The 12,512-nt window shown below is 59.9% G+C and carries 14 protein-coding genes; 10 read left to right on the top strand and 4 right to left on the bottom strand.

Annotated features, from left to right (window positions below):
• Positions 1–319 precede the first annotated feature (319 nt).
• Positions 320–1,561 (top strand): glutamine synthetase family protein, encoded by a 1,242-nt coding sequence (locus GV002_RS06505; RefSeq protein ID WP_178094668.1) that lies wholly within the window; start codon positions 320–322, stop codon positions 1,559–1,561.
• Positions 1,562–1,600: 39 nt separating this feature from the next.
• Positions 1,601–2,917 carry an MFS transporter gene (locus GV002_RS06510; RefSeq protein WP_160017581.1) on the top strand — a complete coding sequence of 439 codons (1,317 nt, stop codon included), beginning with the start codon at positions 1,601–1,603 and terminating at the stop codon, positions 2,915–2,917.
• Between the two features lie 12 nt (positions 2,918–2,929).
• Here the strand turns inward: GV002_RS06510 and GV002_RS06515 are convergent, their stop codons facing one another.
• The 4 genes from GV002_RS06515 to flgA all read right to left on the bottom strand — a co-directional run bounded on the left by GV002_RS06515 (position 2,930) and on the right by flgA (position 5,518).
• A complete protein-coding gene (locus tag GV002_RS06515; protein WP_072425720.1) occupies positions 2,930–3,679 on the bottom strand; it encodes a flagellar brake protein in 750 nt (249 codons plus the stop codon).
• Between the two features lie 91 nt (positions 3,680–3,770).
• Positions 3,771–4,238 (bottom strand): flagella synthesis protein FlgN, encoded by a 468-nt coding sequence (locus GV002_RS06520; protein WP_160017582.1) that lies wholly within the window; start codon positions 4,236–4,238, stop codon positions 3,771–3,773.
• Between the two features lie 50 nt (positions 4,239–4,288).
• Complete coding sequence (gene flgM, locus GV002_RS06525; protein WP_160017583.1) at positions 4,289–4,624, bottom strand: flagellar biosynthesis anti-sigma factor FlgM; 336 nt, start codon at positions 4,622–4,624, stop codon at positions 4,289–4,291.
• Positions 4,625–4,759: 135 nt separating this feature from the next.
• On the bottom strand, positions 4,760–5,518 hold the full coding sequence (flgA, locus tag GV002_RS06530) for a flagellar basal body P-ring formation chaperone FlgA (protein WP_160017584.1): 759 nt from the start codon (positions 5,516–5,518) through the stop codon (positions 4,760–4,762).
• 77 nt (positions 5,519–5,595) lie between these two features.
• Here flgA and GV002_RS06535 point away from each other — a divergent pair, with 77 nt between their 5' ends.
• The 8 genes from GV002_RS06535 to flgG all read left to right on the top strand — a co-directional run bounded on the left by GV002_RS06535 (position 5,596) and on the right by flgG (position 12,494).
• Positions 5,596–6,528, top strand: coding sequence for a chemotaxis protein CheV (locus GV002_RS06535; protein ID WP_160017585.1), 933 nt, complete (start codon positions 5,596–5,598; stop codon positions 6,526–6,528).
• Between the two features lie 43 nt (positions 6,529–6,571).
• Entirely contained in the window at positions 6,572–7,399 is an 828-nt protein-coding gene (cheR, locus tag GV002_RS06540; protein ID WP_160017586.1) for a protein-glutamate O-methyltransferase CheR, read from the top strand.
• Between the two features lie 352 nt (positions 7,400–7,751).
• A complete protein-coding gene (gene flgB, locus GV002_RS06545) occupies positions 7,752–8,159 on the top strand; it encodes a flagellar basal body rod protein FlgB (protein ID WP_160017587.1) in 408 nt (135 codons plus the stop codon).
• A gap of 11 nt (positions 8,160–8,170) precedes the next feature.
• The gene (gene flgC, locus GV002_RS06550; RefSeq protein WP_160017588.1) at positions 8,171–8,614 is read left to right on the top strand and encodes a flagellar basal body rod protein FlgC; all 444 of its coding nucleotides are present in this window, start codon (positions 8,171–8,173) and stop codon (positions 8,612–8,614) included.
• Between the two features lie 22 nt (positions 8,615–8,636).
• Positions 8,637–9,302 (top strand): flagellar hook assembly protein FlgD, encoded by a 666-nt coding sequence (gene flgD / locus GV002_RS06555; RefSeq protein ID WP_160017589.1) that lies wholly within the window; start codon positions 8,637–8,639, stop codon positions 9,300–9,302.
• Between the two features lie 36 nt (positions 9,303–9,338).
• Positions 9,339–10,709 carry a flagellar hook protein FlgE gene (gene flgE, locus GV002_RS06560; RefSeq protein WP_160017590.1) on the top strand — a complete coding sequence of 457 codons (1,371 nt, stop codon included), beginning with the start codon at positions 9,339–9,341 and terminating at the stop codon, positions 10,707–10,709.
• Between the two features lie 212 nt (positions 10,710–10,921).
• A complete protein-coding gene (locus tag GV002_RS06565; RefSeq protein WP_160017591.1) occupies positions 10,922–11,662 on the top strand; it encodes a flagellar basal body rod protein FlgF in 741 nt (246 codons plus the stop codon).
• 46 nt (positions 11,663–11,708) lie between these two features.
• Positions 11,709–12,494: a flagellar basal-body rod protein FlgG gene (flgG, locus tag GV002_RS06570; protein ID WP_160017592.1), complete on the top strand. Its 786-nt coding sequence runs from the start codon at positions 11,709–11,711 to the stop codon at positions 12,492–12,494.
• Positions 12,495–12,512 lie beyond the last annotated feature (18 nt).

Here is a 12,512-nt window from a genome sequence, read left to right on the forward strand (position 1 = left end):
TTCAGCGCAGCCTGTGGAAGGGCGTCCGAAAAATAGCGCGCGACTCTAGCACAGCCCCACGCTGCTTCGAGGCAGCGGCAGGCATCTGGACGACAGGGTGCAAGCCGGTGTCGCATCTCGGCAAGCTTTGCCTGCTTGAAATATCGAACGACTGGTGCGTATTTTGTACGCATCGTCGCCGTCAGGCGGTATTCGCGTCATTCAAGGACAACAAAAGATGAGCACTGCCAGCCGCCAGGCACTGGAAACCCTGCTGCAGGGTATCGATGAGATCGATTGCGTAACCCCGGACCTCAATGGCGTTCCGCGCGGCAAGGTGATGACGGCCGAGGGTTTTCTTGAGGGACGGCGCCTGCAGCTCGCTCGCGGTGTGCTGCTGCAATGCATCATGGGCGGCTATCCGCCGGCACGTTTCTACGGTGGTGACGACGGCGATCTGGTGCTTAACGCCGAACCTGGCCAGATACACCGTCTGCCCTGGAGCGAGTCGCCGCGCGCACTGGCCATCTGCGACGCGGACGAACTGGACGGGCGTAGCTCCGGGCTTTCCACTCGCGGTCTGCTCAAACGTGTACTTGCACGCTACGCCGAGCATGGCTGGCAGCCGGTGGTGGCGACCGAGCTGGAGTTCTTCGTGTTCGCCGCCAATCCCGATCCGCAGCAGCCGTTCCAGCCGCCATTGGGGCTGGATGGACGTCGCGAGGATGGCGGTTCGGCGTTCAGCGTCAGCTCCGGCAATGGTCTGCGGCCTTTCTTCGCCGAGGTCTATCGCTGCATGGAGGCATTGGGGCTGCCGCGCGATACCTTCATGCACGAGATGGGCGTCAGCCAGTTCGAGATCAACCTGCTGCATGGTGACGCGCTGCAATTGGCCGATCAGACCTTCCTGTTCAAGCACTTGCTCAAGGAGGTCGGCTTCAAGCATGGCCTTTCCGTGGTCTGCATGGCCAAACCGCTGGCGCATACCCCGGGCAGCTCCATGCATATCCATCAGAGCGTGGTGGAGCAGGGTAGCGGTCGCAACATCTTCAGCGCGGAGAAAGGCGAGGCGACAGCGGCTTTTTATCACTTCATCGGCGGTCAGCAGGCGGCGATGGCCGATTTCACCCTGCTGTTCGCACCGCACGTGAATTCCTATCAGCGTCTGTGCCATCCCTATGCGTCGCCGAACAACGCCTGCTGGTCGGCTGACAACCGTGCTGCGGGGCTGCGTATTCCGGCCAGTGCCCCGGTGGCGCGGCGGGTGGAGAATCGCCTGCCGGGTGCCGATGCCAATCCTTATCTGGCCCTGGCTGCCAGCCTGGCAGCCGGGCTGCATGGCCTGGCGCGCGAACTGCAACCCAGTGCGCCGATCCAGGGTGAGTTCGAGGTGCCGGAAGAATTGGCGCTACCCTGTACCATGCACGCCGCGATCGAGCGTCTGAAACGCAGCGAGCTGGCAATCGAACTGTTCGGTGCGGAATTCATCGAAGGTTACATCGCCAGCAAGACCCTGGAGCTGACCAGCTTCTACGATGAAATTACGCCCTGGGAGCGTCGTGTTCTCGCCGCACAGGCGTGACGCCATTCCCGGTTACCGTACAAGGAGCTTTACCCGTCAATGCGACTGATCTGGAAGTCATTCCGCTCGCTGTACTTTGCCACTTTGCTGATGTTGCTCGGCTCCGGCCTGCTCAGTACCTATCTGGCGTTGCGTCTGGCCGACACCGTGGATGGTCTGTGGGTCGGTGCACTGATGGCGGCCAACTATTTCGGCCTGGTACTGGGTGGCAAGCTGGGGCATCGGCTGATCGGTCGGGTGGGTCACATCCGTGCCTATGTGGCCTGCGCCGGGGTAGTCACCGCAGCGGTGCTCGGCCATGGCCTGGTGGAGTGGCTGCCGCTTTGGCTGTTCCTGCGCGTGCTGGTAGGCCTGGGCATGATGTGCCAGTACATGGTGATCGAGAGCTGGCTCAACGAGCAGGCTGAAGCCAGGCAGCGCGGCCTGGTGTTCAGTGGCTACATGGCGGCCTCCTATCTGGGGCTTATCCTTGGCCAGCTGGCTCTGGTCATACACCCGACGCTGGGGCTGGAGCTGCTGATGCTGGTCGCCCTGTGCTTTGCGCTGTGTCTGGTACCGGTGGCACTGACCCGGCGACTGCACCCTGCGCCTTTGCATCCGGCGCCGCTGGAGCTGCGTTTCTTCCTCAGTCGCGTGCCGCTGTCGCTGACAACCATCGCGGTGGCCGGTCTGCTGATCGGCTCGTTCTACGGTCTGGCACCGCTGTATGCCACGCGGATGGGCCTGTCGACCGAGCAGGTGGGTCTGTTCATGGGCAGCTGCATTCTCGCCGGCCTGCTGGTGCAATGGCCGCTGGGCTGGCTATCCGATCGGCATGACCGTGTGCGCCTGATTCGCGGCTGCGCGGTCTTGCTGCTGCTGACTGCCTTGCCGCTGGCGGCACTGCCAGAGGTCTTTCTCGGCTTGCTGTTCTGCGTCGGCTTTCTGGTCAGCCTGATGCAGTTCAGCCTCTACCCACTGGCGGTGGCCTTGGCCAATGACCACGTCGAGCCTGAGCGCCGTGTGTCACTGACGGCCATGCTGCTGGTTACCTTCGGCGTGGGTGCCTGCATTGGTCCACTGCTGGCCGGTGTGCTGATGCGTTTCTACGGCGCCAACATGCTCTATGTATTCTTCAGTGTCTGCGCGTTGATTCTGGTCTGGCGCATTCGTCCTGAAGTGGTGACCCATTTGCATCAGGTCGATGATGCGCCGCTGCACCATATGGCCATGCCGGGTAACGTCACCAGCTCGCCGCTGGTCGCTGCGCTCGACCCGAGGGTCGATGAGCAGGCGGTGCAGGAGCAGATGCAGGAACCAGCCGCTGCTGCGGCAGCGGCTGAAGAGGATCAGCAGAAAACGCAGGCGGGCCAGTAAGGGCTGTGGGCGTCAGAAGGGGCCGTCGCTCTCGGTGCGACGCGCCTCGCGCTGCAACTGATAGACGAAGCGCTCGACCTGGCGTTGCTCCAGGCCGTTCAAGCGATGAAAACGCGTGCCGACGAACGTCATGTCGACCTTGTCCTCGTATTGCACGTGACGTAACTCCACGGCGCAGGTCATGTTGCCGAATGGCAGATAGGCAGTGAGTCGCTCGTGTACCTGGCCATTGCTCAGTTGCTGACTGAGGTTGCCGGCGAAACGCAGTTTGCAGCCGGTGGCCGAGATGTCCAGCAGATGACCTGACAGCGGTTCGCGCAGCTTGTCGCCGCTGAGTACGACCTTGACCAGATCGCTTTGCTTCAACTGCGCACGGAAGGCGCTGCGGCGCTGGTGATAGATCACTTCGGTGGGCAGCGGTGCCCAGTAGCAGGGGGCTCCCTCGAGTTCGCCAAGCTGCACGTCGTGATCACAGGTCCAGGCTACTCGTACCCCGTCGCGGAATGCCTCGACGTTGAAGGTTTCGCCTTGCTTGAGAAAACGTTCGCCATCGGTAGGGATGATCTCGTCCAGCGCTAAACGCGCACGGTCTTTATCGATTTCGACGAGGTAGCTTTGAAAACGCTGGCCACGATCCTTGAACTGGATAACCAGGGGATCATGGTTCTGTTGCAATTGACGCAGGGTGGCAATGATCTCGACGGATGTCTTGAGCACCTTGGGCGGTTGAGGACCGCTCTCGTCGTTGAACGCACTGGACACAGTTCGGAACTCTCCGAGTCATGGACTACAACGGCACTAGAATACTGGCAGAGTGCCTGCATGTCCCTGTGCTTTTTGTTGGGGGGATGGCTCAGGCCTGGCTGAGCGGCCTTTGCTGCGCGATTCTAGCGGCACTGCCGCGGCTGTCATAGAGGCCGGGAGTCTCTGCGCCACGCAAAATGCCAAGGACGCTGCCGACCGAGGCCTGGTTGGCGCGAATCAAACGGCCATTGCGCAGATTGGCCTCCTGACAGCGCTGCAGGAGAGCGGACAACTCTTCACTGCGCGCCAGCAGTTGATCGCCGACGGAGGACTTGCTCGCCAGCGCTGAGAGCCCTTCGCGATCAGCACTCAGACCGGCGTTTTGCAGCAGACGACTGCGCTCGCTGCCATGCTGCTGAAGCAGGGCAAGCAGCGGTTGTTTTTCGCTGAGCAGGCTATTCAGGAGCGGTAGGTCGCGTTCGGTAAGGGCCTGGAACTCGCTATCGATCAGCTCAAGCAATTGCTTTGCAGTGCCGATATCGTTGGTGAAGAGGTCAAGCAAGGCTGTGTCGTTCATGGCGGGCTCTTGGGGGTCGGGCGTCCAACACCCCCAGCGCAGCCCTGAGACTAGCGCTGGGATTCGAAGTCGAGCAGTTTCTGGGCGACACGTTTGCTGTCGACCTGATAGCTGCCATCAGCGATGGCCTGTTTCAGCTGGGCCACACGCTCCTTGTTGACGATGGGCTGATCACGCAGCTTCTCGCCGATTGTTTGCAACTGCTGTGCCTCGCGGCTCAGTTGCACCGATTCGCCGCTCTTGGCGTTGGTTTGTTCATCGTTACCGATGGCAGACGCCTGGTTCGGCTGTGCCGACTCATTGCGATTGCCAGCCTGAGTCGCGCCGGTACGCCCCGCATTGGCGGGCGTATTGGCATTGTTCAGCCGGTTGAAGTCGATGACCATGATGCAGAACCTCGGACGATATAGTGGACGCTTGCCATGCTTCTCGGCTGCAGCCGGGAAAACTTTAGGATTAATTTCATAGCGTCGTTGAATAGTGTAGGGAATCGCCACGCTTTTGCGCTACAAGAAACATGCCTACATGGCTACTTCCACCTGACCAGGGCCAACCACTCGGGCTCGAACGACTCGCTGCGAGCGCAGGTTGCGTACATTGATCTGCTCACCTGGAGCACCGTCTGTCAGGGCTTCGCCGGGCATGCGCACGTTGACCGTGATACCGCGAGCGCTGATCACCACCTGATCGCCCCGACGAATGACCTCGGCTACTTGCAGGTGGGTAGAAAGAAGAATCTGGTCACTACCGAGCTGTCGTGTCAATTTCTTGCCGATCGCCTGGTTCAGGTCGGTGAGAAAGTTCTGCCCCAATTGTCCGACATCGCGTTCAACCAGGCTCAGATCCGCAGCCTTGACTACGCTCATGCGCTTGAGGGGGCGAGTCAGTACGACGATTGGGCGATACAAACGCACTTCAGCCGGCACGAATACGGTCCACGGGGCGCTGCCGTCGCAGCGCACCCGCGTGGTGACACGGCCCAACGGCTGCGCCGGGCTCTCCAGCGTGGTCGTCAGCGGCTGATCGCACAGCGGCAGACGCAACCGCGGGTCGAGACGGTTGACGCGAATCTCATGGCGGCCCTGAATTTCGCTACGCTGTAGATATTCAGTGGTTGCCTGCTCAAGAAAGGCCTCGGTGGCGCCGATAAGTTGCTCAGTGCTGGTAAAGGTGGCAGCCGCCGTAGCGCTGTAGCCGAGTGTCGGCAAAGCGAGTAAAACGGGCAAAGGCGCAAGGCACTTTGCCAGTAGCTGACGGAATGATGACGTTCTCTGCTTCATAAGCAATGCAAAGCAAGCCCCGTGCCGCCTGCTAGGCTCAATGGGGTAGGCGTTACTAGACAAGAAGGAGTCCGGGCATGGCCGGGTTGATGGATTCGGTTAACCAGCGCACTCAGCTGGTGGGGCAGAACCGCTTGGAGTTGTTGCTGTTTCGCCTGGAGGGCCCACAGCTTTACGGTATCAACGTATTCAAGGTGAAAGAGGTACTGCAGTGCCCGAATCTCACCATCATGCCCAAGTCCAGTCCGGTGGTGCGGGGTGTGGCCAATATTCGTGGGGGCACCATTCCGATTCTCGACCTTTCCATCGCTACCGGCAGTGCCGCTCTGGAAAATCTGAAGACCAGCTTCGTGATCATCACCGAGTACAACACCAAGGTGCAGGGTTTTCTGGTGCGCTCGGTCGAGCGTATCGTCAACATGAACTGGGAGGAAATCCATCCGCCACCCAAGGGCACCGGGCGCGATCACTACCTGACAGCGGTCACGCGGCTCGACAAGCAGTTGGTCGAGATCATCGATGTCGAGAAGATTCTTGCCGAAGTCGCGCCGACCTCGGAAGTGATCTCCGCTGGCGTGATCGATGAACAGGTGCAGAGTCAGGCAGTGACCAAACATGTGCTGATCGTCGATGACTCCTCGGTGGCACGCAAACAGGTTTCGCGCTGTCTGCAGACCGTTGGCGTCGAGGTTACGGCTCTGAACGATGGCCGTGAGGCGCTCAATTACCTCAAGAAAATGGCGGACGAGGGGCATAATCCTGACAAGGAACTGCTGATGCTGATTTCCGACATCGAGATGCCCGAGATGGACGGATATACGTTGACTACGGAGATTCGCAGCGATCCGCGCATGCAGAAGCTGCATATCCTCCTGCATACTTCGCTTTCCGGTGTGTTCAACCAGGCGATGGTGAAGAAAGTCGGCGCTGACGACTTCCTCGCCAAGTTCAAGCCAGATGATCTGGCGGCGCGGGTGGTCGATCGCATTCGTGTATCGGATGGGGGCTGAAGGGTGACCTTCGGCGAATGTTATGGTTGCAGAGGCGGCACTAGTGTCTTCAGGTAATTTGGATTTCGAGCAGTTCCGGACTTTCCTGGAAAAGGCCTGCGGTATTCTGCTTGGCAGCAACAAGCAGTACCTGGTCTCCAGCCGTCTGAACAAGCTGATGGAACAGAACGGTATCAAGACCCTGGGCGAGCTGGTGCAGCGCATGCAAAGCCAGCCGCGCGGAGGGCTGCGCGAGCAGGTCGTAGATGCCATGACCACCAACGAGACCCTGTGGTTTCGTGACACGTATCCCTTCGAGGTGCTCAAGAACCGCGTGTTGCCGGAGTTGATCAAGGCTTATCCGGCCCAGCGCCTGCGTATCTGGTCGGCAGCCTGCTCGTCCGGTCAGGAGCCTTACTCGCTGTCGATGTCCATCGATGAGTTCGAACGCACCAATCTCGGTCAGCTCAAGGCAGGTGTGCAAATCGTTGCCACCGACCTTTCGCCGTCGATGCTGGCCAATTGCAAATCCGGCGAGTACGACAGCCTTGCCATGGGGCGAGGCCTTGCACAGGAGCGTTTGCAGCGCTATTTCGATCCCAAGGGACCGGGGCGTTGGCAGGTCAAGGCTCCCATCAAGAGCCGTGTCGAGTTCCGCCCACTGAATTTGCTGGACAGTTACGCGGCATTGGGCAAGTTCGACATCGTCTTCTGCCGCAACGTGCTGATCTACTTCTCGGCAGACGTGAAGAAGGACATCCTCACGCGCATCCACGCCACCTTGAAACCGGGCGGTTATCTGTTCCTCGGCGCCTCCGAGGCACTCAATGGCCTACCGGACAAGTACCAGATGGTGCAGTGCAGTCCGGGGATCATCTACAAGGCCAAATAGGCGCAAGGCATGTTTGGTATCAGCAGCGGGAGGCCTTTGGCCTCCCGTTTGCGTTTCTGGGCTCTGAAAACCATGGGCCCGGTAGGGTGCGCCGTGCGCACCAGTGGTTTTTGGTGTGATGGTGAAGAGGGGCGGTGCGCACAGCGCACCCTAGGGTCGGGCCGGCGGCAATCTGCCCGATCAGCTTTGCCGCTTCCTTGCCTGGGGGCGGTAATACTTTGCCGCTTTGCCGCATTCGATCCTTCGATTTAATCTCAAGCCATTGATTTATAAGGATTTAAATATATGGCACAGCCTTTGCTCTATCTCTGGCAACAGTGATCAGACGGCCCTTGTGGCAAAGGTTCAGAGCATGAGCATCAACTTCGGCAGAGCACTCGGCATCCATGAGCAGGCACTCGGCTTTCGCGCCCAGCGTGCCGAGGTGCTGGCGAACAACATCGCCAACGCCGATACGCCGAACTACAAGGCTCGTGATCTGGACTTCGCCAGTGTGCTGGCCGAGCAGAACAGCCGCATGCAGCGTGGCGGCGTTGCCCTGAATCGCACCGACACTCGCCACATCCCGGCCGATGGTGTGAAAAGTGGCGATGCTGAGCTGCCTTATCGCACGCCGTTCCACGCGTCGCTGGATCAGAACACCGTCGACCTGCAGATCGAGCAATCGAACTACGCCGAAAACGCGGTGCAGTTCCAGGCCAGCTTCACCTTTCTCAATAGCAAATTCAAAGGGCTGACCACTGCCCTGCGCGGCGAATAAGGAGCGCGACCATGTCCCTTGCCAGTGTCTTCAACATCGCCGGAACCGGCATGAGCGCCCAGAGCACTCGCCTGAACACCATTTCCAGCAACATCGCCAACGCAGAGACCGTTTCCTCGAGCCTGGATCAGACCTACCGCGCTCGCCACCCGGTGTTCGCCACCGTCTTTCAGCAGGCACAAGACGGAGGCCGTGGCTCGCTGTTCGCCGAGCAGGATGAAGCCGGTCGCGGTGTGCAGGTGCTGGGCGTGATCGAGGATCAGGGCAGCCTGATGCCGCGCTATGAGCCTGATCATCCGATGGCCAACGCCGATGGTTATGTCTTCTACCCGAACGTCAACGTGGTCGAGGAAATGGCCGACATGATTTCCGCCAGTCGTGCCTTCCAGACCAACGTTGAAATGATGAATACCGCCAAACAGATGCTGCAGCGCGTGCTGACCCTGGGTCAGTAAGACGAGACGAGGAAATCAGGGTATGAGCACCGTAAACGGCACGAGCTCGGTACTGGATCAGTACCAGCTCAAACAGGATGCACCGAAAAGCAATGACCTCGGCAAGAACGAGTTCCTCAACTTGCTGGTGGCGCAACTCAACAACCAGAACCCGCTGGAGCCTCAGGGTAACGGTGAGTTCATCGCCCAGTTGGCGCAATTCAGCCAGGTCGAAGGCATCGAGAAGCTCAACACCAGCATGGGCTCGATGCTCTCCAGCTTTCAGTCTTCGCAGGCGTTGCAGGCGTCTTCTCTGGTCGGCCGCAAAGTGATCGTGCCGAGCGAGAAGGCCGTGGTCGATACCAGTGAAAGCTTCAAGGCCAGCACTGTTCTGCCGGTCAGCAGCAGCAACGTTTACGTCAACGTCTATGACAATTCCGGGGCGTTGGTTACCCGCGTCAATCTCGGCGAGCAGGAAGCCGGCAACGTCAGCTTCATCTGGGATGGCAAGGATTCCGATGGCAACGTGGCGCCGCCGGGCACGTACAAGTTCGAGGCGCAGGCCACCTACGGTAGTGAGACCAAGGGGCTGTACACCATGCTGCCGGCCAACGTCGACAGCGTCACCCTGGGCGGCAGCGAGCTGATGCTCAATCTCGCCGGCCTGGGCAGCGTTCCGCTTTCTCAAGTGCAGGTCATCGGCCAATAACTATTGCCGCCGGCAGTTCCGGCAAAGGAGTCTTCCATGTCGTTCAATATTGGTCTCAGCGGCCTGCGTGCCGCGACCAGCGACCTCAACGTCACCGGCAACAACATCGCCAACGCCGGTACTGCAGGTTTCAAGCAGTCGCGTGCCGAGTTCGCCGATGTCTATGCCGCTTCCGTTCTGGGTACCGGCAAGAATGCGCAGGGCAGTGGTGTACTACTGGCAGACGTATCGCAGCTGTTCAACCAGGGCAATGTCAACTACACGAACAATGCTCTGGATCTGGCCATCAATGGCAATGGCTTCTTCATGACCAGCAACAACGGTGAGATTGGCTATACCCGCGCCGGTTACTTCGGTACGGATCGCGATGGTTATATGGTCAATAACTTCGGTTACCGCCTGCAAGGTTATGCGGCTGATGACAGCGGCAATATCCTGCCGGTGCAGTCTGACCTGCGCATCAGTGCAGGTCAGCAGGAGCCCAAGGCGACCACCAGCGTTACCCAGCGCCTCAACCTGAACTCCAATGCCGTACGGCCCGCTAACGCAGGAACCATGGCGGCACCGACGTTCGACCCGAGCGATTCGAAGTCCTTCAACTGGTCCACTTCGACCAATATCTACGATTCACAGGGCAATGCTCACGTGATGAGCCAATACTTCGTCAAGAACGAAGCGCCGGCCAACAACGGCTGGGTGATGCATGTGCTGGTCGATGGGGTCAACCCGCGCGACCCATCCAGTGATCAGCCATTCAGCTATGCGGTGAACTTCGATGCCGTCGGGCAGCTGTCGACACCTGCGTTCACCCCGCTGGCCAGCACGCCGGCCAACCCGGCCCTTGATGCGCCGGCCATTCCGGGGGGGACGCCCAATGGCATCTTCGCTCTGGCGGATACCGATTGGGTGCCTGCCGAGGAGGATCCGGGTAATCCGGGAACTCTGGTGCCCAACGGTGCTGAGAGTGAGGCTTTCACCTTCGACATGCGCGGCTCGACCCAGTACGCCGCCTCCTTCGGCGTCAACGCCGTCAGTCAGGATGGCTACACCACGGGCCAATTGGCGGGTGTCGAGATCGATGACACCGGGGTGATCTTCGCCCGTTACACCAACGGCCAGTCCAAGGTGCAAGGGCAGGTGCTGCTGGCGAACTTCGCCAACGTCCAGGGGCTCACTCCTGTCGGCAAGACGGCCTGGGCGCAGTCGTTCGAGTCCGGTGAGCCGGTCATCGGCACGCCGCGCAGCAGTACCCTGGGTGCTCTGCAGGCTGGTGCGCTGGAAGACTCCAACGTCGAGCTGTCGGATCAATTGGTGAACCTGATCGTGGCTCAGCGCAACTACCAGGCCAACGCCAAGACCATCGAAACCGAAAGCGCCATCACCCAGACCATCATCAACCTGCGTTGATGAGTCGGGGCTGAAGCAAAGCGGCAAGCCTGGCTTGCCGCTTTGCCGTTGCAGGGCCGGCAAAACCCCGCCGCTGGCTTTTCTTTATGATTCTTTCATATCTGTAAAATCCTCTAAAATCAGTACCTTGTATTTGTTTTTCGAGACTGGCACGGCGTTTGCTATAGTCAATGCAAAGAGCCAAGGGCGTGTCGCCCACTCGGAGAGTTTCCATGGACAAGATGCTGTACGTCTCCATGACCGGAGCGCAGAACAACACACTGGCCCTGCGCGCCCACGCCAACAACCTGGCGAACGTTTCCACCTCGGGTTTTCGTCGCGATTTCGAGCAGGCGCGCTCCATGCCGCTGTTCGGTGAAACCCACCCGGCGCGTGTATTTGCCATGAGCGAACGTCCGGCTACGGATTTTCGCCCGGGCTCGCTGCAGGAAACCGGTCGTGACCTGGATGTCGCCATTGGTGGCAAGGGCTGGATCGCCGTGCAGACACCTGATGGCAGCGAGGCCTACGTACGTACTGCCAGCCTGAATATCGATGCTCTGGGCGTGCTGCGTACCGGCAATGGTTTGCCGGTCATGGGCAATGCCGGGCCGATTGCCGTGCCGCCAGAGCAGAAGGTGGAGATTGGTCAGGACGGCACCATCAGCATTCGTGCGCTTGGTGAAGATCCCAACGTATTGGCTGAGGTCGACCGCATCAAGCTGGTCAACCCTGATCCGAAAAGCATGGAGAAGGGCACCGATGGCCTGATCCGCGTCAAGGGCCGGCCCGAGGTAGAGGCCGATGCGACCGTTCAGGTGACGTCGGGTTTCCTCGAGGCGAGCAACGTCAATGCCGTTGAAGAAATGACCGCGATCCTCTCCCTGTCCCGTCAGTTCGAGCTGTCGGTAAAGATGATGCGCACCGCCGAGGACAATTCGTCGGCCATGGCGCGGGTTTTGCAAATTAGCTAATTACCAGCACGCGGCGCCGTAAAACCGGCGTCCGAGGAGAATCGATATGCTTCCGGCACTGTGGGTCAGCAAGACCGGTTTGTCCGCTCAGGACATGAACCTGACCACCATTTCCAACAACCTGGCCAACGTGGCGACCACTGGCTTCAAGCGTGATCGCGCGGAATTCGAGGATCTGCTCTATCAGATCCGTCGTCAGCCGGGTGGCCAGTCCAGCCAGGACAGCGAGTTGCCCTCAGGTTTGCAGCTCGGCACCGGTGTGCGGGTGGTGGGTACGCAGAAGATCTTCACCGCCGGCAGTCTGCAAACCACCGAGCAGCCGATGGATATGGCGGTGAATGGTCGTGGTTTCTTCCAGATCCTGCAGCCCGACGGCACTGTTTCCTATACCCGTGATGGCAGCTTTCACCTGAACTCCGATGGACAGATCGTTACGTCCCAGGGGTTTGCCCTGGAGCCGGCGATCGTGCTGCCGAACGAAGTGCGCACCTTCACCGTCGGCGAGGACGGCACTGTCTCGGTGACCACCACCGGCAATCCGCAGCCGCAGATCATCGGCAATATCCAGCTGGCCGACTTCGTCAACCCGGCTGGCCTGGAGGCCATCGGTAACAACCTGTTCCTGGAGACCGGTTCCAGTGGCGCGCCGCAGGTGGGCAACCCCGGCCTCAACGGTCTGGGCACCACGCTGCAGAACACCCTGGAAAACTCCAACGTCAGCGTGGTGGAGGAGATGGTGAACATGATCACCACCCAGCGCGCCTACGAAATGAACTCCAAGGTGATTTCCACCGCCGATCAGATGCTGTCCTTCGTGACGCAGAACCTCTGATTTCTTGACACTGTTGTG

This window comes from Pseudomonas sp. 8O (assembly GCF_902506495.1).
GTDB lineage: Bacteria > Pseudomonadota > Gammaproteobacteria > Pseudomonadales > Pseudomonadaceae > Aquipseudomonas > Aquipseudomonas chaetocerotis.

Bases quoted from the DNA above. Each gene is read 5' to 3' on its own strand.
- flgD (WP_160017589.1), top strand. From the start codon at position 8,637: ATGAGCACCGTAAACGGCACGAGCTCGGTACTGGATCAGTACCAGCTC.
- GV002_RS06505 (WP_178094668.1), top strand. From the start codon at position 320: ATGACGGCCGAGGGTTTTCTTGAGGGACGGCGCCTGCAGCTCGCTCGC.
- flgM (WP_160017583.1), bottom strand. From the start codon at position 4,624: ATGGTCATCGACTTCAACCGGCTGAACAATGCCAATACGCCCGCCAAT.
- flgB (WP_160017587.1), top strand. From the start codon at position 7,752: ATGAGCATCAACTTCGGCAGAGCACTCGGCATCCATGAGCAGGCACTC.
- flgG (WP_160017592.1), top strand. From the start codon at position 11,709: ATGCTTCCGGCACTGTGGGTCAGCAAGACCGGTTTGTCCGCTCAGGAC.
- GV002_RS06535 (WP_160017585.1), top strand. From the start codon at position 5,596: ATGGCCGGGTTGATGGATTCGGTTAACCAGCGCACTCAGCTGGTGGGG.
- flgC (WP_160017588.1), top strand. From the start codon at position 8,171: ATGTCCCTTGCCAGTGTCTTCAACATCGCCGGAACCGGCATGAGCGCC.
- GV002_RS06565 (WP_160017591.1), top strand. From the start codon at position 10,922: ATGGACAAGATGCTGTACGTCTCCATGACCGGAGCGCAGAACAACACA.
- GV002_RS06510 (WP_160017581.1), top strand. From the start codon at position 1,601: ATGCGACTGATCTGGAAGTCATTCCGCTCGCTGTACTTTGCCACTTTG.
- flgA (WP_160017584.1), bottom strand. From the start codon at position 5,518: ATGAAGCAGAGAACGTCATCATTCCGTCAGCTACTGGCAAAGTGCCTT.
- GV002_RS06520 (WP_160017582.1), bottom strand. From the start codon at position 4,238: ATGAACGACACAGCCTTGCTTGACCTCTTCACCAACGATATCGGCACT.
- flgE (WP_160017590.1), top strand. From the start codon at position 9,339: ATGTCGTTCAATATTGGTCTCAGCGGCCTGCGTGCCGCGACCAGCGAC.